This window comes from Autumnicola musiva (genome assembly GCF_031846585.1).
GTDB lineage: Bacteria > Bacteroidota > Bacteroidia > Flavobacteriales > Flavobacteriaceae > Autumnicola > Autumnicola musiva.
In genome coordinates this window covers 189024-215239 of sequence record NZ_JAVRHK010000001.1, presented here as the reverse complement: position 1 = coordinate 215239, position 26216 = coordinate 189024, and the positions used below count along the sequence as shown (strand labels likewise).

20 protein-coding genes and 1 pseudogene are annotated in these 26216 nt (G+C 36.3%); 13 read left to right on the top strand and 8 right to left on the bottom strand.

From position 1 onward, the window contains the following. Positions 1-37: 37 nt before the first annotated feature. Positions 38-784, bottom strand: a complete 747-nt coding sequence (locus RM539_RS00910; RefSeq protein WP_311501585.1) for a uroporphyrinogen-III synthase — start codon at positions 782-784, stop codon at positions 38-40. 15 nt (positions 785-799) lie between these two features. Then, on the bottom strand, positions 800-1468 hold the full coding sequence (locus tag RM539_RS00905; protein ID WP_311501584.1) for a DUF4271 domain-containing protein: 669 nt from the start codon (positions 1466-1468) through the stop codon (positions 800-802). Positions 1469-1569: 101 nt separating this feature from the next. On the opposite strand from RM539_RS00905, the gene RM539_RS00900 reads away from it, so the two are divergent. From RM539_RS00900 to RM539_RS00890, 3 genes are read left to right on the top strand one after another with little or no spacing between them, the layout of a single operon-like run. Next, positions 1570-2304: a polyprenol monophosphomannose synthase gene (locus RM539_RS00900; protein ID WP_311501583.1), complete on the top strand. Its 735-nt coding sequence runs from the start codon at positions 1570-1572 to the stop codon at positions 2302-2304. Then, entirely contained in the window at positions 2301-3644 is a 1344-nt protein-coding gene (locus tag RM539_RS00895) for a dihydroorotase (protein ID WP_311501582.1), read from the top strand. Before RM539_RS00900 ends, RM539_RS00895 begins: the two co-directional genes overlap by 4 nt. A 1-nt stretch (position 3645) precedes the next feature. Further along, a complete protein-coding gene (locus tag RM539_RS00890) occupies positions 3646-4134 on the top strand; it encodes a DUF4296 domain-containing protein (RefSeq protein WP_311501581.1) in 489 nt (162 codons plus the stop codon). Here RM539_RS00890 and RM539_RS00885 read toward each other — a convergent pair. Next, positions 4131-5141 carry an NAD-dependent epimerase/dehydratase family protein gene (locus tag RM539_RS00885; RefSeq protein ID WP_311501580.1) on the bottom strand — a complete coding sequence of 337 codons (1011 nt, stop codon included), beginning with the start codon at positions 5139-5141 and terminating at the stop codon, positions 4131-4133. The genes RM539_RS00890 and RM539_RS00885 overlap by 4 nt on opposite strands. An 80-nt stretch (positions 5142-5221) precedes the next feature. On the opposite strand from RM539_RS00885, the gene tyrS reads away from it, so the two are divergent. After that, positions 5222-6517: a tyrosine--tRNA ligase gene (gene tyrS, locus RM539_RS00880; RefSeq protein WP_311501579.1), complete on the top strand. Its 1296-nt coding sequence runs from the start codon at positions 5222-5224 to the stop codon at positions 6515-6517. Positions 6518-6838: 321 nt separating this feature from the next. Here the strand turns inward: tyrS and RM539_RS00875 are convergent, their stop codons facing one another. The 4 genes from RM539_RS00875 to RM539_RS00860 form a co-directional block, all read right to left on the bottom strand. After that, the gene (locus tag RM539_RS00875; RefSeq protein WP_311501578.1) at positions 6839-7816 is read right to left on the bottom strand and encodes a LuxE/PaaK family acyltransferase; all 978 of its coding nucleotides are present in this window, start codon (positions 7814-7816) and stop codon (positions 6839-6841) included. A gap of 80 nt (positions 7817-7896) precedes the next feature. Beyond that, positions 7897-8289: a T9SS type A sorting domain-containing protein gene (locus tag RM539_RS00870; RefSeq protein WP_311501577.1), complete on the bottom strand. Its 393-nt coding sequence runs from the start codon at positions 8287-8289 to the stop codon at positions 7897-7899. A 97-nt stretch (positions 8290-8386) separates the two neighbouring features. After that, a complete protein-coding gene (locus tag RM539_RS00865) occupies positions 8387-10315 on the bottom strand; it encodes a hypothetical protein (protein WP_311501576.1) in 1929 nt (642 codons plus the stop codon). A 48-nt stretch (positions 10316-10363) separates the two neighbouring features. Further along, a complete protein-coding gene (locus RM539_RS00860; RefSeq protein ID WP_311501575.1) occupies positions 10364-13147 on the bottom strand; it encodes a TonB-dependent receptor in 2784 nt (927 codons plus the stop codon). Between the two features lie 174 nt (positions 13148-13321). Here RM539_RS00860 and RM539_RS00855 point away from each other — a divergent pair, with 174 nt between their 5' ends. Both RM539_RS00855 and RM539_RS00850 read left to right on the top strand, forming a co-directional pair. Next, positions 13322-14005 carry a response regulator transcription factor gene (locus RM539_RS00855; RefSeq protein ID WP_311501574.1) on the top strand — a complete coding sequence of 228 codons (684 nt, stop codon included), beginning with the start codon at positions 13322-13324 and terminating at the stop codon, positions 14003-14005. Next, positions 14005-15057, top strand: a complete 1053-nt coding sequence (locus RM539_RS00850) for a sensor histidine kinase (RefSeq protein ID WP_311501573.1) — start codon at positions 14005-14007, stop codon at positions 15055-15057. The genes RM539_RS00855 and RM539_RS00850 overlap by 1 nt, the downstream gene beginning before the upstream one ends. Here RM539_RS00850 and RM539_RS00845 read toward each other — a convergent pair. After that, positions 15031-16080, bottom strand: coding sequence for a glycosyltransferase (locus tag RM539_RS00845; protein WP_311501572.1), 1050 nt, complete (start codon positions 16078-16080; stop codon positions 15031-15033). The two genes, RM539_RS00850 and RM539_RS00845, sit on opposite strands and share 27 nt — an antisense overlap. Positions 16081-16147: 67 nt before the next feature. Between RM539_RS00845 and RM539_RS00840 the strand changes: the two are divergent. From RM539_RS00840 to RM539_RS00810, 7 genes and pseudogenes are all read left to right on the top strand, one after another. Next, positions 16148-16237, top strand: a pseudogene (locus tag RM539_RS00840) (tRNA (guanosine(46)-N7)-methyltransferase TrmB); the annotation flags it as partial. Between the two features lie 154 nt (positions 16238-16391). Next, positions 16392-17744 (top strand): tyrosine-type recombinase/integrase, encoded by a 1353-nt coding sequence (locus RM539_RS00835; RefSeq protein WP_311501571.1) that lies wholly within the window; start codon positions 16392-16394, stop codon positions 17742-17744. Positions 17745-18432: 688 nt separating this feature from the next. Further along, positions 18433-21003 carry a hypothetical protein gene (locus tag RM539_RS00830; RefSeq protein WP_311501570.1) on the top strand — a complete coding sequence of 857 codons (2571 nt, stop codon included), beginning with the start codon at positions 18433-18435 and terminating at the stop codon, positions 21001-21003. A 218-nt stretch (positions 21004-21221) separates the two neighbouring features. Continuing rightward, on the top strand, positions 21222-22961 hold the full coding sequence (locus RM539_RS00825; protein ID WP_311501569.1) for a type I restriction-modification system subunit M: 1740 nt from the start codon (positions 21222-21224) through the stop codon (positions 22959-22961). A gap of 36 nt (positions 22962-22997) precedes the next feature. After that, positions 22998-23930 carry a DUF4268 domain-containing protein gene (locus RM539_RS00820; RefSeq protein ID WP_311501568.1) on the top strand — a complete coding sequence of 311 codons (933 nt, stop codon included), beginning with the start codon at positions 22998-23000 and terminating at the stop codon, positions 23928-23930. Then, positions 23930-25264, top strand: a complete 1335-nt coding sequence (locus RM539_RS00815; RefSeq protein ID WP_311501567.1) for a restriction endonuclease subunit S — start codon at positions 23930-23932, stop codon at positions 25262-25264. The genes RM539_RS00820 and RM539_RS00815 overlap by 1 nt, the downstream gene beginning before the upstream one ends. 5 nt (positions 25265-25269) lie before the next feature. Further along, a complete protein-coding gene (locus RM539_RS00810) occupies positions 25270-26166 on the top strand; it encodes a uracil-DNA glycosylase family protein (protein ID WP_311501566.1) in 897 nt (298 codons plus the stop codon). Positions 26167-26216 lie beyond the last annotated feature (50 nt).

The window sequence follows — 26216 nt, the reverse complement described above, 5'->3', positions numbered from 1 at the left end:
CTGAACCTTTACAGCCAACCCGGGAACTCTAAAAAAGTTATTTCTTATTTACCTGAGCAATATACTTGTCAAGTGCCATGGTCATCGAAGGTGTTTCTGCTGTTGGTGCCTTAATATTAACGGTTAGACCGTGTTCTTTGGCGGCCTTAATGGTAGTATTTCCAAAAACAGCTATTCGTGTTTCTTTTTGTTCAAAATCAGGGAAATTTTCAAAAAGGGATTTTATACCGCTAGGGCTAAAAAATACAAGAATATCATATGTCACCTCCCTCAAATCAGACAAATCACTTACCACAGTTCGATAAAGCACTGCTTTTTGCCATTCTACCCCCAATTTATTAAGGGTTTTAGGAACATCAGGCTTCAGCATATCAGATGAAGGAAGTAAAAACTTTTCACTTTTATATTTCTTAATAAGCGGGGAAAGTTCAGCAAAAGTTCTCTTTCCTACATATATTTTCCGTTTTCTGTAAACAACATATTTCTGAAGATAATAGGCTACGGCTTCACTAAGGCAAAAGTATTTAAGGGTATCGGGCACTTTATAACGCATTTCTTCAGCAATTCTAAAGAAGTGGTCTACGGCGTTTCTACTGGTTAAGATGATGGCGGTGTATTTGGTAAGATCTATTTTTTGCTGTCTTACTTCTTTAGATGGCACGCCTTCAACATGTATAAAAGGGATGAAATCAATTTTTACTTTTTGTTTTTCCTCAAGCTCAAAATATGGAGAGTTTTCTACTTTAGGTTCAGGTTGAGAAATCAAAATTGTTTTCACTTTCATATATCGGTCTTTATTTTATCCCCAATTATCTGTAAATAGCTTGTACAAAATAATATAAGGGGCAATTTCGAGAGCGCAAAGGTACAAAATAAAATAAAACAACTGCTGTGAAACTATCCGTTGATTTTGCTTTATGACCATAACCATAGATATAGCGTTGCTTACGAGCAGAAACAGCAGCAGACCATATAAGATATTACGGGTGGGACTAATGGTATAGGTTAACATTATAACTGCGGAAAAAAGAAAAAGAGAAAGGAAATTCCTGTAACCCAGCTTCCTGAAGATATAATCATCCATTTGCTGGTCCAGCTGAAAGATATTGGCAATTATTTTTTCCACACCTGTTTTTACCATCACAAAGCAGGTATATCCCGTGGCGATTCTAATGTATAAAATTACCGGAGAAAATTCTTCTGCTTTGTCCACAAAAAAAGTGAAAAGCATGAACAGGAAAAGGGATACAACTGCCATGTTTACTGTAAACAATAATATGTTAAAAGGATGAAAAGCATTGTTCTCTTTTCCTCTAAACATCATAAATTTGTTGGACGTCAGTAATGACAGGAACTCTCTGAGACGCTGTGGATAACCATTCCTTATTATGGCAAGCAACAGAATGCAGGCCACAAGTATTATTGTTATCCAATCTGTAGAATCTACTTGTCTTTCTATTGCTTGCAAGGGTATTTTTTTACAAATGTATAATATTGGTGGAAAAACTTGGGCTTGTTACAAGGGAAAGCATTAGTTAAAATGTCTACATTTGTGCAAAATTTTCCGGGATGGTAAAAGGGATAATTATTATACCCACCTATAATGAAATTGAAAATATTGAACGCATTATAAGGAATGTATTTTCTCAACGGCGTAAATTTCATATTTTGGTGGTTGATGATAATTCTCCCGATGGTACTGCAACGAGTGTACGTACTTTGCAGGCTGAATTCCCGGAGTTGCTATTTCTGGAAGAAAGACAGGGCAAACTTGGTTTGGGAACGGCATATATCGCCGGGTTTAAATGGGCTCTGAAGCGGCATTATGATTATATTTTTGAAATGGATGCCGATTTTTCCCATAATCCCAATGATCTTGTAAGACTCTATAATGCATGCAGAAGGGATAGTGCAGATGTTAGTATCGGTTCCAGGTATAAAACCGGGGTTAATGTGATAAACTGGCCAATGAGCAGGGTATTAATGTCCTGGCTGGCCTCCAGGTATGTGCGCTTTATTACGGGAATGGATATTCAGGATACCACGGCGGGCTTTGTTTGTTACAAAAGAAAAGTGCTGGAAAATATAAATTTAGATAAAATACAATTTGTGGGTTATGCATTTCAAATTGAAATGAAATTTAAGGCCCATCTTTTAAAATATAGAATTGTAGAAGTACCGGTAATTTTTACCGATAGGACAAAGGGAACATCTAAAATGAGCAGCTCTATAATTTCTGAAGCTGTTTTTGGGGTAATAAAAATGAAGATTAAAAGTCTTTTTAATAAGGTTGAAGTGCAATGAAAAAGGTTTTGATAAAAAACGCCAGGATCGTAAATGAAGGTAAAATAAAAGAAGGCGATGTTTTTATAGAAGATGGAATAATTGTAGAAATAGCTGAGAGCATTAGTGCAAAATCCCCGGATGTGAATATTTTTGATGCAGAAGGGAATTACCTTTTGCCGGGGCTTATAGATGACCAGGTTCATTTCAGGGAGCCGGGTTTAACACACAAAGAATCCATTGAGACAGGTTCAAAGGCTGCAGTGGCTGGAGGAATTACCTCTTTTATTGAAATGCCCAACACGCTGCCACAAACCACTACTGTAGAACTTCTGGAAGAAAAATTTAAATTAGCTAAGGAATCTTCTTACGCCAATTACTCTTTTATGTTTGGGGGAACAAATGATAATTTGGAAGAAATCCTGAAAGTTGATCCAAAAACTACAGCAGCACTTAAATTATTTCTGGGGTCATCTACAGGAAATATGTTGGTGGATGATGAAAAAACACTGGAGCAAATTTTTGCCAAATCTCCTTTAATGATCGCCGCACATTGTGAAGATGAGGCAATTATTAAAAAAAACATGCAGGAATGTGTGGAACGTTATGGAGACGATATTCCAATTGAATTGCATCCTAAAATACGTAGTGAGGAAGCTTGTTATAAATCTTCTTCCAAAGCAGTGGCACTCGCCAAAAAAACCGGAGCACGGCTTCATGTTTTTCATGTATCTACTGCAAAGGAAATAGGGCTTTTCAGTAATAAGAAAGCACTAAAGGATAAAAAAATTACTGCAGAGGTTTGTATTCATCATCTTTGGTTTGATGAATCAGATTATGCTAAAAAAGGAACTTTTATAAAATGGAATCCTGCCGTAAAGACAAAAAAAGACAAAGATGCTTTACTACAGGCAGTTAAAGATAATTTTATAGATGTGATCGCTACAGATCATGCTCCGCATACCAGGGAAGAAAAGAAAAATGTTTATACCAAGGCGCCAAGTGGTGGGCCGCTGGTGCAACATGCCTTACCGGCACTTCTCCAAATGTATCATCAGGAAAAAATAAGTCTGGAGAAAATTGTTGAAAAAATGTGCCATAATCCGGCTATTTTGTTTCAGATAGAAAAACGCGGATTTATAAAAGAAGGTTACAAAGCCGATCTTGTGCTTGTGGATTTGAATGCGCCGTGGGCAGTACAGCCGGACAATACTTTATATAAATGCGGATGGTCTCCTTTTGAGGGGACTACTTTTAAATCGCGCATCACCCATACTTTCGTGAACGGCCGTCTGGTTTACCGAAATTTTAAACACCAGTCTTTTGCACCGGTAGCTGAACGATTGACGTTTGACCGATAATATGAAAAAAAAGCTCTCAGTCCTATTTATAAGTTTGCTGTTAATTTCAGCCTGCCAGGATATTGAGCGTACTGAAAGGCCCGATAATCTTATTGGCGAAGATAAAATGGTAGATGTGCTTACGGAATTATCCATTCTGCAGTCGGCAAGAAATCTAAATCGAAATATAATTGAGGAAGCAGGAATACAGCCGGAAAATTACATCTATAAAAAATATAATATAGACAGTCTTCAGTTTCAGGAAAGCAACGATTATTATTCTGAAAATTTCACCATTTATGAGGGTATTTTTCAGCGGGTAAAGGAAAGGCTGGAAAAAATTAAAACGATACGAGATTCTATAAGAGAGGAGGAAGTGCGAATAGAAGACTCCATAGCCAGGATGGATTCCATACATCGTGATTCAATTAAAGAATTACCAGGGGAAGATGCTATATCACCAGATAGCCTTGCGCCACCTGTGAAATATAGGAGAAATCGGGAAAATTAATTTTCATTTTTAAAAATTTTTCCTGTTTTCAAAACACTATCAGCTATAGGAGTGAATGTGAAATCAAGATCATTTTTTATTTTTTTATTGCTGAAGTGCCATTCGTCAAAGAGCGTTTTTACAGCATCCCGGGTAATTTGTTTTTTAAAGCCAAAAAGACTGCCAAAGGTTTGAAAAATCCAACCGGTAAAAACCATCCACCTTTTTAATTCTATTGAAGGTGGGTTTTTATCCAGGCTTCCCGCGGTTAAACAAAGGACTTCTCTAAAGCTTAGGTTTTCTGCAACCAAAAGATATTGCTCATTTTTTCTATCAGAAATCATTAATTCCTGCATCGCCCTTACCACGTCTTTCACATCTACAAATGCCGTGATTTTTGGAAAATAAAAATTAAACCCCTTACTGACTTTGCTGAATAAAAGTCCGCTACCAGAATCCCAGTAACCGGGACCAATTATAATCCCCGGATTTACAATTACAGCATGTACTCCCTCCTGGGTACCGCGCCACACTTCAATTTCGGCTCCGTATTTTGAAATGGCATAGTCACTGTAGTTTTCTTCCGGGTTCCAGGCTGTTTCCTCTGTAATTGTTTTTCCTTCCAAAGGTTTCCCCAGACTTGCCGTGCTGCTTACATGGCAAAGTTTTATGATGGAATTTGCTATGCAAAGATTTACAATATTTGCCGTACCGGCAATGTTGATGTTTCTTAAATTTTTAGCGTCTTTTGGATCAAAAGATACCAGGGCAGCGCAATGATAAACAAATTTCACTCCTCTAAAAGCACGGCTAAGAGCAGGGATATCCTGAATATCGGCCTCAAACCATTCAATCTTGCTGAATTGGTTTTTTGCTTCCGAAGAAGAAACGTAATAGGAAAAGACTTTCTCAACGGCTTTAATGTTGCTGTTTTTTCTATAAGTGGCCCGGATTTTATTTTCTGACCTGGTGAGATTAAACAGCAGGTGTGAGCCAACAAGTCCTGTACCTCCGGTAACTAAAATCATGCAGTAAATATAACCAAAGCACTTAGGAAAATTAACGGTTTATGGTATCTTTACGGCTGTTTTTAGAAGAATGTAATATTATGATTAAAAACTTTATAGAAGAATTGAAGTGGCGCGGAATGCTGCATGACGTGATGCCTGGAGCCGAGGAACATCTTAATGCTGCTATTAGATCGGCATATATTGGTTTTGACCCCACTGCAGATTCCCTTCATATTGGTCATCTTGTGCCAATTATGCTGTTAGGCCATTTCCAGCGTTGCGGGCATAAGCCTTACGCCCTTATTGGCGGGGCAACGGGAATGATTGGTGATCCTTCGGGAAAATCTGCCGAGCGTAATTTGCTTGATGAGAAAACACTCAGGCATAACCAGGAGTGTGTAAAGGCGCAATTGTCCCAGTTTCTGGATTTCAATTCGGGCCGTAAAAACGAAGCCGTACTTGTAAATAACTATGATTGGATGAAGAAAATTTCCTTTTTGGACTTTATCAGGGATGTAGGAAAACATATAACGGTAAATTATATGATGGCGAAAGATTCGGTGAAAAACCGACTTTCGGGAGAAGGAACCGAAGGTATGTCTTTTACCGAATTTACCTATCAGTTAGTACAGGGTTATGATTTTCTTCATTTATATAAAAATGAAGATTGTACGCTGCAAATGGGTGGCAGTGACCAATGGGGAAATATTACCACCGGAACCGAATTGATTCGGCGTATTGCCGGCGGAAAAGGCTTTGCGCTTACCTGCCAGCTCATTACCAAAAGTGATGGTAGTAAATTTGGTAAGAGCGAGGGCGGCAATGTATGGTTGGATGCTAACAGAACTTCTCCCTATAAGTTCTATCAATATTGGCTTAACACCAGTGATGAGGATGCTGAAAAATATATTAAGATTTTCACATTTTTGGAACGTGAGACCATAGAGCAGCTAATTAATGCGCATAAAGAAGCGCCACACCAGCGTTTACTTCAAAAGAGGCTGGCTAAAGAGGTTACTATTACGGTGCATAGCGAAGAAGAATTTGAGAATGCTGTAAAGGCTTCGGAGGTGCTCTTCGGAAAAAGTACTGCTGAAGATTTAAAAGGCCTGAATGAGAGTACATTTCTGGACATTTTTGAAGGAGTGCCGCAGGCGGAAGTTCATGTAGCAGAAGTGGAAACCGGCCTGGACATGATTGGTGCATTATGTGCCCGTACTAATTTCCTGAAATCCAACGGTGAAGCGAGAAGGGCTTTAAAAGAGAATTCTGTTTCAGTAAATAAGGAAAAGGTAAATGCAGATTATTTAATCACCAAAACAGATTTGATCAATAATAAATATGTGATCCTAAACAAAGGGAAGAAGAATACCTATATAATAAGAGTGGTTTAAAATGCAAAATCCCTCTGCATCGTAGGAGACACAGAGGGATTGCAACTAACTAACCAATCAACTATAAAAACAAACTTAACAACCTGCGAAGTTGTGGTTGCCTGGAAATCATAAAAATCGTTACTCTAAAAATGCCTTCCGTTAAGGCAGGATTATTTCAGAATTTCAAAATGGATAATGTAGTTTTGAAATAAGTTCAGGCTAACGAAATTTGCTATTTATGACAACTTCTTTCGCGTATATTAAGTCGCTAAAACTTCCCTGCATTACAATGTGAAGAAATTTTTTCTGAATTTATAAAGAGAATGCTGCTTCAGGAAATTACAGGACCATTAAATTGCAGCCGCGTATATCGCTATTATCGAATCTTCCCAGAATTTCATATTTTTCTCCAGCTATTTTTTTTCCTAGATCCTGTGTGGCAATAAAGGAGCAGGAGTTTAAGTTAGCAAGGTCAATAATGTTTATTCCGCCGTTTTTCCCCGGCGGAAGAACAGTTACGGCATCTTCAGGATCACGAATAATAATCTTCATCCAGGGAGGGCATTTAAAAATTCCCGAACCTTGTGAATACGCCTGGGATAATAATTCTGTCATTCCATATTCACTATGAACTTTGTCAACACCAAATCCTGTTGCAAGAATATTATGTAGTTCTTCCCTTATCATTTCTTTACGCCGGCCTTTCATTCCACCTGTTTCCATAATAATGGTGTTTTGCAGCTGAAAATTATGATTTTCAACAAGGTCAAGCAAAGCAAATGAAACGCCAATGAGTAAAATTTTCCTGCCTGTGCTGTCTATTTCCTTTAGCTTTTTAGCAAGCTCATCCAGTTCATTCAGATAAAAACCACTTTCAGGATGTTGACTTTTTTTTATAAGGTAATCTGCCATATAGATTAAAGAAGAACCTTCCCGCTCCAGGTAAGAGGGCAACAGTGCAAAGGTTACCAGTTCTTCGGGTTTGCCATAAAAGCTTTTAAAGCATTGTAGAAAGCTGTTTTCGTAAAGGCTTAAATCAGTTACATAATGCTTGCTAACATTTGTACCGGTAGTGCCGCTACTGGAAAAAATTATCTCCGGTTCTTCCCGGGAAGAAAGAATTTTTTTTGTTTTAAAAAGCTCAATTGGCAAAAATGGAATTGCACTAAGCTCATTTACAGATTCAGGGTTTTTCTTTAGTAAATCACAAAATTGTTTATATACGCTATTGTGTTGATATTGGAATTTAAAAACCTCCAGAGCGGTTTGATAAAATTCTTTTTCAGAAGAAATATTAAAAATTTTGTCTTTAAGCATTGAATCCCTTTTGAATATACCCGAAAGTAAAAAAGCCTCTATAAATAGAAGCTTATTTGCTTGTTAAAAATATTTTCTTTTTATTTTATTACCAGCTTCCGAGTGGCCTTACTGGCTTCTTCCTCAATTTTAAGAATATAAATGCCTGGAGTTAACGAGGAAACATCAAGTTCCTTTCCTCTTAATCTTAGTCTTTTAACAGGTTTGCCAAGAACATTATAAATTTCAATTTCTTTATCAAGGTTTCTGGAGGTACTTATGTATACTTTACCGCCAGTTACGGGATTAGGATAAATGGAAAGGCCAGAAATAGGCACTTCGGTTTTATTCCCGGTGCTAGTAGTATCCTGAGCTTCAGCCGGAATGGCGAAGAACAGTAAACATATTATGAAGAAACTAAAAAAGTATTTTTGCTTCATTCTTTCCTGGCTGGTTTCTACAAACTTACAAAGAAAATTCAAAAACCCTGCCATAAAATTTTGCCAAATACGTTAATGATTTCTTGAAAAATAGTAAAGGCCGCATTTTGCGGCCTTTAAATGGCTAATTTACATTAAAGAAATACAAAGATTAATTTACCCAATCGAACATGCTGGAATCTACAGTAGCATCAGCATCGTAGAAATTATCAGGATTTGAATCTGCACCTTCAATTTGAATGTTGGCAAAGTCACCAGCCTCATCGGCTAACTCAATGCTGGTATCATATCCGGATAATGAAAGGCCTGTGATAATAGCTCCTGAACTAGCCTTAAACTGCAGTGCAGTACCACCGGTTTCTGATACTGCAGTGAAATTAGTAATGGTAGGCTGCGCTTCAGTACCATCAGCTTCCAAAGCTGTAGAGAAATCGTTACGTGTATGTTTTACGTAGGTATTGGTAAGTGTTCCATTCCAACCTTCAGTCCAGTCAATGGCATCATCCTGTAGGTTTTCTATGTAGATATTTGAAGCATTAACGCTACCACCAAAGAACTCCACACCATCATCTTCCCCGTTTAATAAAGCTACGTTTTCAATAGTTGTACCAGAACCTACTGCATATAGCGTAAGCCCGTTGTACTGAGAATCCGGGCTGATTTGCGCACCTGAGTTTTCGATAATTAAGTATTGAATAGATCCTGAGTTATCTTCACTGTCAGTACCTCCATAAACAAGGTCCTGAACTTCAGCTGTTGCATCAGAACCTGCTGTAGTTTCAGCTTCACCCAAAAGGATAAGACCTCCCCAAACGCCTTCTTCAGAAGGTCTCATTCTTACCGGTGCATCTGCAGTACCTTGAATATCTATCATTGCCCCTTGCTGAACAACAATAAAGACATCAGTTCCTGTTGCGGTATTAATTGTAGTACCAGCAGGAATAGTTAGAGTTGCACCTTCTTCAATGCTTAGAATGCCATCTAAATAGTAAGTAGTGGAAGCATTTAAAGTCATATCCTCTTCAACTGATCCTGCCAGGGCTTCGGGTTCAGTCAAAGCATCATTAACCCAGGAGAAGATAGAAAGGTCTATTTGGTTAGGAGTTGAATAAGAATTATCAGGATTTGAATCTGCACCATTAATTTGAATATTAGCAAAGTCACCCTGATCTTCATCGGCTAACTCAATGCTGGTATCATATCCGGATAAAGAAAGTCCCGTAATAATAGCTCCTGAACTAGCCTTAAACTGCAGTGCAGTACCACCGGTTTCTGATACTGCAGTGAAATTAGTAATGGTAGGCTGCGCTTCAGTACCATCAGCCTCTAAAGCTGTCGAGAAATCGTTACGTGTATGTTTTACGTAGGTATTGGTAAGCGTTCCATTCCATCCTTCAGTCCAGTCAATGGCATCATCCTGTAGGTTTTCTATGTAGATATTTGAAGCATTTACGCTACCACCAAAGAATTCCACGCCATCATCTTCCCCGTTTAATAAAGCTACGTTTTCAATAGTTGTACCAGAACCTACTGCATATAGCGTAAGCCCGTTGTACTGAGAATCTGGACTGATTTGGGCACCTGAGTTTTCGATAATTAAGTATTGAATAGATCCTGAGTTATCTTCACTGTCAGTACCTCCATAAACAAGGTCCTGAACTTCGGCTGTTGCATCAGAACCTGCTGTAGTTTCAGCTTCACCCAAAAGGATAAGACCTCCCCAAACGCCTTCTTCAGAAGGTCTCATTCTTACCGGTGCATCTGCAGTACCCTGAATATCTATCATTGCGCCCTGCTGAACAACAATAAAAACATCAGTTCCTGTTGCAGTATTAATAGTAGTACCAGCGGGAATTGTTAAAGTAGCACCTTCCTCGACGCTATAGATACCTGTTAATTGATACTCTACAGAAGAATCTAGCGTTAGATCTTCTTCTAAAGATCCAACCAATTCGTTTTCCTCTTCAACCGGAGGTTCTGGATTTGGATCTACTTGATCGTCATCATTGCTACAGCTTGCAAAAACCGCAAGTAAGAGTAGCGAAAACACCATTGTTAAATTTGAATTTAGTTTCATCATGGTTTGAATTAAGATTGATTAATAATTATTAAAATTTAGTAGTAATGTCTAGAACTTATAGCTTATTCCTAAATTAAGTACTGTACCACGTGTATAGGAAAACACTGTTTCGTTTCTTTCCTGGCCGCCTATAGGTTTAATTTTTTGAGTTCTTTCTATTTCGGGATTAATCAGGTTTTTTCCGGTAAATCTTAGGTTCCAATTTTCATTTAACTCCTGTACCAATACTGCATTTAACGAAACAAAACCCTTTTCAATGATCTCGTCATTATAGTAATTTTCATAATCCCTAACATTGTTAGTAGATCCTAAGGCGAAAATTTTATCCGAGGCATAGTTAGCAGATAAATTGGCGGATAAAGATCGCTCCCAATCTGTCTCATAATTTAAAGCGGCATTAAAGATCCAATCAGATGCTCCCTGCAATCCGCTGCTGGTTTTGTTTTTGTATTTAAAAGTTCTTACTAAAGCACCTTCCTCGTTATAAACATCTTTTAGATCCTGCTCGTGCCACATTTTTGTTGCATTAATACTAAAATCCAAACTACTGCCTTCTTTCGGATTTAAAATTTTGAGATCAGCATCGAATTCCAGACCGTATACTTCAGCTTTTTCTGAAGTATTAAAAAATCTGAAATATCCGGAGGAACCCGTTACCTGGCTTTTCTGAATAGGATCCTCAATTTGTTTATAGAAACCTGTTAAAGATATTAGTTGAGCATTTGAGGGAAATAGCTCCCATTTAATATCCAAATTGTATGCGTTACTAGCTATTAAGTCAGGATTACCCTGTGTAGTTTGTGCTCTTGGATCTACATATGGAAAGGGAGAAATTTCCTTAAATTCTGGCAGCGTAATGGTCTTACTTGCAGCAAGTCTTAAATTATTTCTGTCATTTAAGGCGTATCGAATATTTAAAGAGGGATAGATATTATCATAAGATTTCTCTACAATATCCTCTCTTGGAAATGTATTACTAACATTATAATGAACATTAATATCATCTTTTTGATACCTGGCGCCTACATTGAAGTTGAGCTTATTAATTGTATAATTTGCCGATATATATCCTGCAGTTGATTTTAAGTTCCCGGTGTAGGTATCTTCTTTTTGTTCGTTACTTCTTAAACTGCCATTATCAACATTTTCCTGATTTAAGATGCTGTTTAAATTATCGATGGAGCTGGCCCTTAGAACCGTGCCATCAGGTTCGTCAAGTCCAAAAAATTGTGAAGCAAAATCCCGATCTTTATTTCTGTAGTTTCCTCCAATATTTAAAATTAAACTGGAGGAATCTTTCTTAAAAATTTTAAATTCATCGTTTAAGCGTGCACCTATCTCATTGTCATGTATAGTTTGCGTGCTCTTCCTGCTTTGATAGTTCCCCTGTCTACCAAGGCTAACCTGCTCCTCATTAAAATTAATTTCATTTCTTATACGGTTGGGCTCATCGGAATCAATAATATTCGCTCCAATACCCCAGGTGAGATGGTTTTTATCTCCTAAGTGGTGGTCACCAAGCAATTGATTAACAGATAGCCTGGTATTTCGTAGATTTTGATCCCTGACGAATTGATTTAAATCTTGTGCCGGATCAGTTTCATCCTGGGTAAAACCTTCTCCATTTCTGCCAGCTTCATAAACGATATCGCTGGTTTTATTAATTAGAAGACTTATAGCCCCTAGTGAGTGATTATCATTAAACTCATACCCCAAATCTAAAAGTCCGGTGGTATTAATTGTTTTCGAATAACGAGTGGCATCAGAATAATAATCTTCCAAGGTATTGGTGTCATAATTTTGAAATAACCCCTGTCTGTATTCATGTTCTATAGTTTGGGACCCGGAAAAGAAAAATTTGAATTTTTCGCCGATTTTCGTACCTCCATTTAATGTATAGCGATAATTTAATGGAAGATCCACAGTCTGCGTATTCCAGCTTTGTTGAGTAAGCGCAGTCTGGGTAGGCAGGTCCTTGGAGTAGAATCCAAATGATACATCATCAGCATTAGGGGAGGCCTTAAAGTTATCTACTACGCCATCCTGAAACACATTAGTGTTAATACCTGCTCTCGCACTGGCACTTAATTCCTGCGAGCCAACTAAAGACCTAGAGTCAATATTAACATTTCCGGAAGCTTGATCTGCGGAATATTGTGGCGAATAAGTTTTGCTGATTCCAACCCCTTCTATGATTCTGGTAGGGAACAAGTTCAAATCAATGTTCTTACGTTCCACATCATCTGACGGGATGGGCAGGCCATTTAAAGTAGAATAAAGGTAACGATCACCAAGTCCTCGTACATAAATATCTCCGGATGCTTCACTACTGGTCACTCCCGAAATCTTTGTGGTGGCTGTTCCAGCATCAGAAACTCCTAATTTAGCCAGCTCCTGTGCACCAATGCTCTCTTTAATTTCAATAGCGCCTTTTTGTTCCAGTAAAAGGGCAACTTCAGAATCTCTTCGGGAAACGGTAGAGATTATTACCTCGTCAAGCGAAGCAGCACTCGCACCAATTCCTGTGTTTACTTCAGTAACTTTCCCGGCCACCACCTCTACATTAGGTACTTCTAAAGTTTCGTACCCCACAAAGCTAAATTCTACCGTATATGTTCCCGGTTGAAGATTATTTAGTACATACAGGCCGTCAAAATCTGTAGTTGTTCCTTTTGATGTACCTTTAATTATTACATTGGCAAAGGGAAGTGGTTCCCCGTTCATTTCTTTGTCGGTTAGTTTCCCCACAATGGAGCCAGTAGTTTCCTGCTGGGCCAACATTGGTAATGCTGTTAAAAATAATATTGCGAAAAACGTTAAAATTTGTTTCATTCCTGTGTTTAATTCTCTGGCGCAAATAAAGTGCAAGTATGTAAACACATGGTTAATTACATATTAATCGTTTATGATGTTAATGTTAGTTAAAGGTTACCAATGAGCAGGTTGAGGCCTGGAATGAAATTTATCTTTATTTTTACCCTTAATTTATCTTAACTACCTAATAACATGAAGAAAAAAGACATCACTATCCTCCTGGTTGACGATGAGCCAGATATCCTGGAGATCGTTGGGTATAACCTTTCTTCGGAAGGATATAAAGTAATTACTGCCGATAATGGTGCAGAAGGGGTGAAGCTCGCTAAGAAGAAAAATCCACAGCTGATTATCCTTGATGTGATGATGCCGGGAATGGATGGCATTGAAGCCTGTGAGAAAATCAGGAAAATTCCTGAACTGGAAGATGCCATTATTACATTTCTTACCGCCAGGGGAGAAGATTACTCTCAGATGGCTGGCTTTGATGCTGGTGCCGATGATTATATTACAAAACCAATCAAACCAAAGGTGTTGGTTAGTAAAGTGAAGGCATTGTTGAGAAGATTTAAGGACGACACTCCTAATGCCAATATTGTTAAAATTGGCGATCTCACTATAAATCGGGAAGAATACAAAATCATAAAAAACGATAAGGAAATGCTTCTTCCCCGTAAGGAATTTGAGCTTTTATCCCTTTTGGCTTCCAAACCGGGAAAGGTGTTTAAGAGGGAAGATATAATGGACAAAATCTGGGGCAATGATGTAGTGGTAGGTGGCCGGACTATAGATGTTCATATAAGAAAACTACGGGAGAAAATTGGTGACGCCAGTTTTAAAACTGTAAAAGGAGTAGGGTATAAGTTTGTAGTTTAATGGCAAAAAAGTTTAAGCGTTCATACAAATTTGCAATAAAGACATCAGTCTATATTACGATTTTCGTAAGTTTTTTGGTGAGTACTTTTCTGTTTTTCGTAGGGAACCTGCAGCTGGTCCCAATAATTGTTTTTATAGCGGTAACTTATATTTTTACTTTTATCATTATACAGCAACGGGTGGAATATTTCATTTACCGTCGTATTAAAAAAATCTACGACGATGTTTCCCTGCTGGATTCTACTACTTTACGCCCCGGCCAGGTAACTACAGATATGGGTACGCTTACCAAAGAGGTGGAAAAATTTGCCGAAACAAAAAAGCTTGAAATTGAAGCCTTAAAAATAAGGGAAACCTATAGGAAAGAATTTATGGGTAATGTTTCCCATGAACTTAAAACGCCACTTTTCACCGTTCAGGGATATATTTTAACGTTGCTGGATGGTGCTATGAAAGATAAGTCGGTAAGAAAAAAATACCTTAACAGGGCAAGTAAAGGCGTAGAACGTCTTATTTATATTGTGAAAGATCTGGATATGATCACCAAACTGGAAGCAGGAGACCTGCACCTTCAGCTGGAAGATTTTAATATTGTAGATTTAATCCAGAATACTTTTGACCTGCTTGAAATGAAAGCAGCAAAAAAAAACATCACCCTTACTTTTGATACCGATTATCCGGAAACCATCTATGTGCATGCCGACAGGGAGCGAATCCAGCAGGTATTAACAAACCTGATAGTAAATTCCATCAAATACGGCAAAAAAGACGGAACTACAGAAATTACCATAGAAAACCTTATTAAAAATAAGGTAATTGTGCGGGTAACTGATAATGGGGAAGGGATCGCCAAAGAAAATATTCCGCGTCTTTTTGAACGTTTCTACAGGGTAGATAAAAGCGGCTCCAGGAAAGAAGGCGGCTCCGGGTTGGGGCTTTCTATTGTAAAGCACATTATTGAAGCCCATGAAGAGAAAATATATGTGGAAAGTGTATTTGGTGTTGGAAGCGAATTTTCCTTTACTTTAGAAAAGAGTAAAGAGCTCCCTTAGTTTGTTACTGCAGCTAATATTCTTTAAGCCTTTATAATTTTTAATATCCTTGAGTAGAGAAAGTTGAAACGTATCCTGCCTGGCAAACGGGGCGATACCAAGGTTCATTAATCTTTCAGCTAAATATTCCTGTTCAAACTGGCCGGGAGTGGGGATAAAAAAAGCTTTTTTCTCCAGTTTTGCCAGGTCCATAATGCTGGTATAACCGGACCGGGAGATGATTATTTCTGCAGAATTAATAGCTTCTTCAAGTTCGCGCCCAAACCGGTAATTTTCAATAGTAATGTGTGTGGGTCCTATAAGCTGCTTTTTTTCATCCATCAGTCCGCGAATCATTAATATGTTTTCTGAAGTGCCTGCAAATTTCTCGAGAAGCAACTTCTCTAAAATTGTCCTTTGTGGTTCCGGCCCCGAAAGAAGAATGAGATATTTGAATTTTATCGGGAGCTCCTCTTTCTTTAAACGGCTAACCGGCCCCATGTATTTTATAGTTTCATCTGTTTTTGGCAGATGGCCCAGGATCCCGCTTAGATTTTTACTGCCGGGAGCATCGGGAATCCAGCATTCATCAAACTTTTTAATATACTTCCGGTGGATTTTACTGCTGAAGTAGGTAGTGCTTCCGCTCAGAACGTTTAACTGGTGGGTGATAAATACGTTCTTCAGGTGCTTGTACCTTACCCCAAAGCGGTTGTCAGAAATTATCCCGCTCAGGTTATAATCCTCTACCAGTTTTTTGGTGAACTTTTTTTCAGCTTTTATAGTCTTCAGTATTTTGGGGCTGTCCCACATCATTTTCCATTTCAGGTTGCTGCCGGACTGGGTGTATTTAATATTATATGAAGGTAGTTCAAAACCGGGAAGGTGAGGAAACTCTTTTTCCAGTAAAAGGAGTGCTGCTCCATCTGAAGCCAAAACAGGCTCAAATTGTTCTTCCTGTAAAGCATTGATTATGGGAATGCAACGTGTGGCATGACCAAGGCCCCAGTTAAGCGGTGCTACTAAAATTCTTTTCTTTCGCATATAACAAATATATTGTTATCTGCCTGTGGGCTATTTTTGTTAATTTTACCAAAATATTAAATTATACGTGGGAAGTAAAAATAAGCTTAAACGATTTAAAGAAAACGAAGAATTTTCGAATGTAATTCAGCCATCAAGAGAAGAGTTAGAGAAAGGCTTCCGAACGTTTTGTGTTAATATTTCCCTCCCTGTTTTTTAGAATCTCGTACTCTCTCAAGATGCGATAAATACCGTTAAAATCCTCCATTTGTTGGACAAATGTTGGACAAAGCTTTTTTACTGTTTTTATTAATAATTTATTCTAAACAAAGATGAGCACAACGGTGAAAATTACAGGCAAAGAAGACCCAAAAAATAGACGTTATATTTATTTAAATGTTCGTACTACTACCAACCGAAAATCTAGATTAAAATCTTTAGGGATTAAGGTTTTAAAAACGCACTGGAGTAAAGATAAACAACAAGTTCTATCAGCAAATGCTAACTATAAAAAATTTAATGAAAAGATAAATAGCATTTTAGGGCAGCTTAATGAAAATTATAATAGTATAGAGGTATTAAATGTTGGCAACACCATTATACTGGATTACTGGGAGAAATATATACCTACCATTGAAAACCCATCGACAAAGGCAGCATACCGAACAGCATTTAATAATTTCCGTTTGTTTTTAGTTAATACCAAACAACCAGCATTAAAGCTAGCATTCCTTACCCCCGAAATTGTAAAGGCTTATCAAACATTTTTAACTACAAAGGGTATTGGAAATTTATCTGGAAAAATATACTTATCCTTTCTAAAAGCTATTGTGAATAAGGCGGTAAAATACCAAATTGTTCAATATCGTGTGCATCCTTTTATAGACACCCAAACTAAGCCCACGTGTCGTAAACAGAGTAAAAGCCTAAATATTTCGCAGGTTAATCAAATATCAAGTATCGAATTGCCAAGCAAACAAAACTATGGTCGCAAAATGTTCCTTTTTCAGCTATATGGTGGTGGCATGAGGGTAGGAGACTTACTATTATTAAAGTGGGAAAATATTTTGGTTAAGGAGCATGGTATATACCTCAGCTATTTTCAAAATAAAACTAAGAAAAATGTGAATAGCAAGTTGAGTTACAAGGCCATCCATTTTTTATCCATTGCTTTTCCCATTGATATAAGGCACAAGATTGATTTATATCTAAGCAATATCGAGGGGTATGTATTACAGCTTGATAATCACGAAAAAACGGAATTGGACCAACTCCAATTAGCAAATAAGCTAAAAGCTTCACAAGCGCAACTTAATGAGTTAATTAAAGTGTATTTGTATCAACTGACAGCGAATGAACTTACTACTACCGTTTTTGACTTTGCCAAGGATATTGAAGTGCAGCCAAACGGATATATGTCTACCGCAGCAAAAAATAAGCTAATTAGTGCAAATCAAAGGCTAAATTACAATTTAAAGGAAATAGCTAAAAAACTGAAAATACCTAAATTTACAAGCCATGCTGCTCGGCATACATACAGCCAATTGCTGGTGGATATGGGTGCGAACGTACATCACTTGAGTATGTTATTAGGACATTCATCAATAGCTATTACCCAAAACTATATTAGCAGCTTACATAATGCTAAATTAGATTCTTACAACGACCAGTTAGCCGACTTGTGATTATTCTTTCTAGGAATTTTAATGTTATAAAATGATTTATAATAATAGTTTCGTTAAGAAATCAATATTTAGAGCCATATTTAATAATTCCAATTTTGGACTTTTTGTTGTAACTAAAAAATAGTTAATATTAGATTGCTTATCTCACATAGAAGGCTACTATTTCACCTCATATCCCCCTGAGGTTACATTTTTCACCTCATATCCCCCTAGCAGATACTTGTCATAGAATTTGAATAAAGGACCTATAGAAATCGCATAATTTTCATGAAAATTTTTTAAAGCGGATACCTGCATGGATAGAATTTTTACTTAACAGGGAGGTATGAAAAGAACGGTAACGGGGCAAGGACTGGGTATAATGAAAAACCCAAGTAGGGGGTGGTATGAGATTGGAGTAAACAACGAATTTTTAAGCGGGTTATTGGAGGTTTGATTAAATGTTAAAATTCTAGAGAATATTTGTTAATTAATTTCAGTTGGAACCGTTGTTTTTATGCTCTTCACAAAATATATTTGTATAATATTTATCGATTGAAATATTACTTACAATAAGTAGTACATATAGTTAATTTGTAGGGCATCATTAATTTCTGGTTTGCTCCAACTGATGTATTTACTGACTAAAAATCAAACCAAGTACTAAAAAAACACTCGCCTCTTACGAGGGTGTAAATTATTGTCTAAAATGAACGAAAATAAAATACTATTTCAAGGCCAATATATAAATGGAAAAGCATTAGCAGAGCTATATGACTTTTCGAAAAATAAATATATTACTAAAACTGCTCCTGGGGTGGGAGTGACCACAGCTCTAATGAATTATCAGGCTGGAAATTTAATCATAATTAGCCCCTTAACTCCAATGATTAAAAAAAAATCATATGCTGCCTCAAGCTATAAAAGCGATAAACAGTTTTTTAAGTGTACAGGTTTAAATGGTAAATGGAAGACGGTAAGTGATTACTTTATTTCTGTTCCTAAAAATAAACAAAACCTAATAATTAATTGTACACCTGATTCTATTTGCAGTATCCGAGACAAGAATCCAAATTTATTTGACCGACTATTAACAATTCCTGTGGTGGTTGATGAGTATGATAATGTAGTATTTCAGTCGAGTTTAAGAGCTAATTGCGGTCGTTTTCTGGAACTTCTATTTAATAAATGGAAGGCCAATTTTACCCTTACTACGGCTACTCCCAATTATAGGAATATAGATGTGCCATCCAATATTGAGATTAATTATATTCAAATAGGACCATCTAAGAAGGAAACAAAAAATCTTTTATATACCACAAAGTATAAAGATGCCTTCATTTTTATGCATAGGGAACTGGAAGAGGGGCGGAAGGTAGCTTGTTTCTCAAACAACAGTAAAGTTCATCGCAAAAAAATATCTGAACTTCAAAAAAGTTTAGTCGGCCACAATTTAGAATTAAAATTGGAAGCATATGATGTTAAAACCGATGTGCTAACTGATGAGGATTTATTTGACGTTAATAACTTAATTATATATAGCGGGAAATATTTTATTGGCTTTGATATCGAGCAGGATATTTCTATTGTAGTGATAAGTGAGGCTGGTCATCCTGCAACTACTACACCCTTAAGCCAGGTTATTCAGGCCCTTTATAGGTGCCGTGGGACGCTTCATAATGCATTATTTGTGAATTCACGATTAGGTAAATTGGATGGTGATGTGGACTCAGCTGTAAATTTAGAATTAGATAATTTTAAGGAAGAAATAGAATTTACTACCCAAAAGGCTTCTAAATATTGGGATTCATTTCAGATTAAAAAAAGTGATAAAATCACAAAAGAACTTTTTTGTGATCGAGCTGCGATAGCAACCAATACGCTAACACAGATATATCGATATCAGTTAATGAATAAAGATTTTATTAAATCTTATTTTCAAAGTTATGGTTATAGTATGATTCCTTACCAAGCACCTAATTTGGAAGAATTAAATAGTAAATCAATCAGGTTCAATGAGAGACTTACTAATTTGATGAGGGGGGATTTAATTAATATGCAGTTGCGGTATGACGAGGTGGTTAGTAAAGTGAACTTTGCTCAACAAGGATCTCATAATCATAACCAAGTTATGGAACGCCTTACTAGCATTATATTAAAGATTATAAATGATACGGAAATATTAAAAAAATTAAATAATGAAAAACTAAAACAACGTGATTTATATGCTTATTTAGATAAGCTTTTCCAGCGCAACTTTACCGATAAAAATTTTACAGATTTCAAGAAACGAACTGACCAATCTCTTCGTCAAATCAAAGATTTAGTAAAGCCAGAAATTAAGGAAAAGCTTGATGATTATCTATATCATTGGCACTTATTTTATGCTGTCTATCGAATGGAAAAACTGGATTTGCCTATAGATATCAAAAGATATTTTATTATTAGAGCTTCTGCGGCTGATTTAAAAATTTTAGAAATGGAAAATAAATCTGTTTCTAGTGCCTTGGATGTGGTTAAAAGTAAAGTAGAATTAGAATTGGGGAGTGCCCTAACAGATTCCGAAATTTCTGATATAAAACGAATTGTTGAAACAGGGTTGGATAATCCAAAATCCTTAGCATTTTGCAGATATAGTGAGAAATCAATAAAAAATTCTTTTAAGGATTTTATACTATATCTTATTAACCCTGAAGCTGATTTTGAAGAAAAAAACAGTAGGGTATTTAATCCCGCCACTAGATTACCTAAACTTTTTCGTCCCCTTATTCCATTTAAATTGGTGCTTGTTGATTTAGTAAGTGCCAACGCCCAATTTGTAGATAAATTAATTGGCACAAAAATGTATAAGGATGTGTACGGGAACATTATTTCTAATCAAGACATCAGTAGAAATAAAGCTAAACAATTATATAGTCACATTTTAAACTCCTATCATCTGAAGAGGAATGAAGCTGAAAGGTTTTATCATGAAATTTGTGGCTACGAGAAAAGTAGTGCAGCAAATTTGGCTTCACTTACAGCTCAGGTGGAAAAAGGCTCGTTTTATAAACAAATGACAAGATTTGAGAAAGATATAATAATTACCTATAATGACCATCTGGATAATGAAGGTATAAGATTACACGATGGTCTTTTGTTTTTACCATGGAAACTTAATTCAGCTTTACCACGTTTTGTTAATAATTATGAATTCGAGGTAAGCTACTTCAACTCAAATGAATCATATATTGGAGATATACTTCATGAAAATATTACTATAGGTAATTTACCTTTTTAATTTAGGCTCTACCCTAGTTTAACTTACTATAGTAAATCATTCCACAGGTGTACACCTGGAGGGGTTTTTAATTATAAGAATACTTTAGTAAATACTAAATAATGAAAAAAGAGGGTGGGGATATGAGTTTAGAAGATTACAAATCCCTTACGGGAAGATATAAAGCTTCTAGACATACTTTTTATATATTTAACAAAAATTAAGATTTATAGAATATAATGACCAACGTTAAAGAATCAGCTAATTTTATATGGTCTATAGCAGACCTTCTAAGAGGAGATTATAAGCAAAGTGACTATGGAAAGGTAATACTTCCGTTCACAGTACTACGGAGATTAGATTGTGTCTTGGAAAACACCAAAGTCAATGTTTTAAAGAAATATGATCAGGTTAAAAACATGAATATTCAAAACCTGGACCCAATACTAAATAAAGAGGCTGGATATAACTTCCATAATCGAAGCAACTTCAATTTTGATAAACTTATTGCCGACCCGAATAACTTAGCATCTAATCTGAGGAACTATATCAACGGTTTTTCACAAGAAGCCAGGGAGATAATTGAAGAGTTTAACTTCGATGTTCAAATCACTATTTTAGATGATAACAATCTACTATTTATGGTGCTCAAGCGGTTTCAGGAAGTGGACCTACACCCAGAAAAGGTGACCAGTTTGGAAATGGGTTATATGTTTGAAGAACTCATTAGAAAATTTGCTGAGATAAGTAATGATACGGCTGGGGAACATTTTACCCCTAGGGAAGTTATAAAACTCATGGTTAATCTTCTATTTATGAACGACCGTGATATCCTAACAAAAAAAGGTGTGGTAAAAACCATTTTTGATTGTTGTGCAGGAACTGGAGGAATGTTGTCGGTTGCTGAAGAATATCTTAACGAATTAAATCCAGATGCTAGGCTACAGGTTTTTGGCCAGGAATTGAATTCTGAGTCTTATGCTATCTGTAAGAGTGATATGCTAATAAAGGGGCAGAAAGCTTCCAATATAGAAAAAGGTAATAGCCTTAAATATAAGGATTCACCAAAGCAAAAGGGTGACCAATTCCGAAATCAAAAATTTGATTACCTCATCACCAACCCACCATTTGGAGTGAAGTGGGGTAAAGTTGCTAAAGAGGTACAGGAAGAACATGATGATTTGGGACATGGTGGTCGTTTTGGGCCAGGCTTACCATCAAAGAGCGATGGGTCCTTTCTATTCCTAATGAACTTGATTTCAAAAATGAAACCTGAAGGTTCCAGGTTGGCTATTGTATTAAATGGCTCACCCTTATTTAGTGGTTCACCAAGCTCTAAGAAGAATGAAAGTTCAATTCGCCAATGGATAATAGAGAACGACCTTTTAGAAGCCGTTATAGCGCTTCCAGACCAACTTTTTTATAATACTGGGATAAGCACTTACATTTGGCTTTTAAGTAACCATAAAGAGCCTGAAAGGCGTGGGAAGGTACAGCTTATCAATGGGGTTGGGTTCTATGAGAAGATGAGTAAAAGTTTAGGAAATAAGCGTAAAGAAATATCTGATTCTCAAATAGAGCAACTCACACAAGTGTATGGTAATTTTGATGAAAGTGAATTTTGTAAAGTATTTGATAATAAAGATTTTGGTTATCATAAAGTAACTGTAGAAAGACCACTTAAAAAGAGCGGCAAAATCGTAAAGGATAAAAACGGTAAGCCTAAACCCGATAGTAGCCTACGTGATACTGAAAACATACCCTTAAAAGAAGATATTCAGGAATATATGAAACGGGAAGTTTTACCTCATGTTCCTTATGCGTGGATTGATGAAAGCAAAACTAAAACAGGTTACGAAATAAACTTCACCAAGTATTTTTACGAATACAAGCCATTGCGTTCACTGGATGAGATTAGAGCTGATATACTGGCATTAGAAGAGGAAACTGATAATATGGTTAAGCAGGTAATTTCATAAAACATTTAATAAAAAGTATTAGAAGATATTAAATAAATGACAACTAACCTAGGTACATTAAAAAAGATAGATTTAAGAAGCTATTGGGCACATGAAGCCTTAGATTTTACCAGATGGCTGGCCAGAGAAGAAAATATTTCGTTGCTAAGTGATGAAATCGGAATATCACTTACAGAAGTACAGGCTGAAGAGGCAATTGGAAGATATAATGTTGATTTGGTAGCCGTGGATGAAGATTCGAAAAAGAGAGTGATAATTGAGAATCAATTGGAATATACTGACCATAAACATCTTGGTCAGTTAATTACTTATGCTTCTGGTTATGATGCCGATGTTATAATCTGGATAGTTAAGGATGTTAGAGAAGAACATCAAAAGGCGGTAGAATGGTTAAATAATAACACCAACGCCCAATTTAGTTTTTTTCTAATTCGCATGGAATTATGGCAAATAGGGGAATCCCCTTTTGCCCCGAAGTTTCATATACTTGTTCAACCCAACGAATGGGCAAAAACGCTAAAGGAAGGCGAAGGTCAATCAAAAGAACTTACCGATACTAAATTATCACAATTAGAATTCTGGCAAGAGTTTAAAAACTTTACAGAAGAGCATAATACTTCTTTACGTGTCGGAAGAAAACCTCGGGCTCAGCATTGGTATGATATCAGTATCGGGACTTCAGATGCTAACTTAAGCCTAACAATAAGCTCAAGAGAAAATTTGATATCCAGCGGTATTTATATCCCTGACTGTCCAGAGCTATATGAAAAACTTAAATTTAATAAGGAATCCATTTCGAATAATCTGGATTTTGATTTGGTATGGATGGAATTGGAAAATCGTAAAGCTTCTAGAATAAAAACTGAAAGAACTGCTGATGTATCTATAGAGGATAATTGGCCTGAATATTTCCAGTGGCTAATGACCACTGCGGAAAAAATGGCTAAAGAATTTGGAAAATACTTCTAATGAATAAATACGATTCATATAAAGATTCGGGTGTTGAATGGATTGGTGCAATTCCTAAATCCTGGTCATTAAAGAGAATAAAACATACCACCTACGTAAAAGGTAGGATTGGCTGGAAAGGGCTGCGTTCCGATGAGTTTAGAAAAGAGAGTGATAGTATTGCTGTGACTGGAACAGATTTCAAAAATGGGAAAATTGATTGGGAGAATTGTTATCAAATAAGTAGAGACCGTTACGATGAAGACCCATACATCCAACTTAAGGAAGATGATTTGCTGATCACTAAAGATGGTACTATTGGGAAGATAGCATTGGTAGAAGATATGCCTAAAGTGGCAACCTTAAATAGTGGGATTTTTGTCACCAGACCATTAAATATAGAATATTCTAATAAGTTCCTTTATTGGGTATTAGTATCAGATATATTTTCTGCCTTTTACGATTTTAATAAATCTGGTTCTACTATTCAACATCTATATCAGTATGTTTTTGATGAATTTAATTTTCCCCTCCCGTCAAAGGAAGAACAAACTGCAATTACCACTTACCTAAACCAAAAAACTACAGAAATCGATAACCTCGTTATCAAGAAGGAAAGCTTAATTAAGCTATTGGAAGAAGAACAAACGGCTGTTATCAACCAAGCAGTTACAAAAGGATTAAACGCAGAGGTACCCATGAAAAATTCTGGTGTGAAGTGGCTAGGGGAAATTCCTAAGCATTGGGAAATGAATAGAATTGGTTTTATTACGAATAAAATTGGTGATGGTTTACATGGAACTCCAGCTTATGTGGAAAAATCCTCGTTCCCTTTTATAAATGGTAATAATCTCTATAAAGGAGGAATTAGAATTACTGATAAAACAAAGTTTGTATCTGAAAAGGAGTATATGTCCAATAATAGGGGTCTTGACAAAAACACTTTATTAATTTCTTTAAACGGGACCATTGGTAATTTAGCTTTTTATAATACAGAGAAAGTAATGTTAAGTAAGAGCGTTGGCTATCTCAAGCTAATAAATTCGATAAACAAGTATTATGTATATTATTTTCTCAAATCTAAATCAGCTTCTGATTTTATTAATTTACAGTTATCAGGTTCGACTATTAATAATTTAAGTCTGTATTCTTTGAATAAATTTCCGATTCCATTTCCATCGGAAAAAGAACAAATCGATATCGTAAACTTTATATTCAGGGAGAATCAACGTTCTGATAAGATTATCATGAAAGTTGATAAGGAAATCAAACTTCTTAAAGAATATAAAACAGCATTAATCAGTGAGGTGGTAACAGGAAAGATAGATGTTCGGGAAGAAGTAATGGTCAATTAAAAAATATGTCTGCAAAAGTTAACCTTAGTGAATATATACATCCAGAGATGGACTTAATTTTTGTGGCCTTGAACGCACCCGTTAACTCAAATAATAATGGTCACTGGTTCACCAACAATCTATCATTTTGGAACTTATTGTATCGGGTTGGAATAATTAAAACGCCCATAGCCAACAAACTGGAAGGAGATGAATTGGTATTTGGTGGCACATCTATTAATCATAAAAATTGGAGAATTGGGGTTACTGATTTGATAAGAACTATTGTGGAAACTGATAGTACTAAAGTTGAGACTCAGCCTGAAGATGTAAGACGTATTTTGGGTATTTTAAAAAATAATAAAGTAGATAGGCTTTGCCTTATGCATAGTAAGGTTGGTGAAGCGTTTAGAAAGTATTCAGGTATTACCTTTAATCAAAACCGTTATGGGAAAATAGGAACATACGGCAATACGGCTATTTATGAAGTTCCTTTTCATAATGCCACCTTACCTAATAAAGATTCCTACTATTCTAAACTGATTGGTGTAGAGGCTGAGAAAGTCCAGAAGACACTTGCTACACAATTTCAGCGTAGCCCTGAGAAAAAGAAGGTACCCATAAACAAGAGTGAAAAAACATTTGTTATACCGAAACCTGGTAATAGTATCACTAAAAAGGATATTGAAAAAGGGCAATTGAGAATTACAGTAGATTTTAAGGATTACTTCCCCAATCAATCTCGTGTAGTAAACATTAAGTATTTGGGGAAGAATTACTCAATAAATTACATCCATAAAGAAGGTAGGTCCTCAATTTTAAAGGTAGGGAAGAACTTCTTTGATAAGATGAGAGTAAGGCCCGAAACCCAATTAAAAGTTAGTATGCAAGACGGTAAATATAATTTTCAACCTTGTTTATAATGTACTTTGTCTGGACTCCATCAAATTTGTAATGCAAAAAGATAAACTAA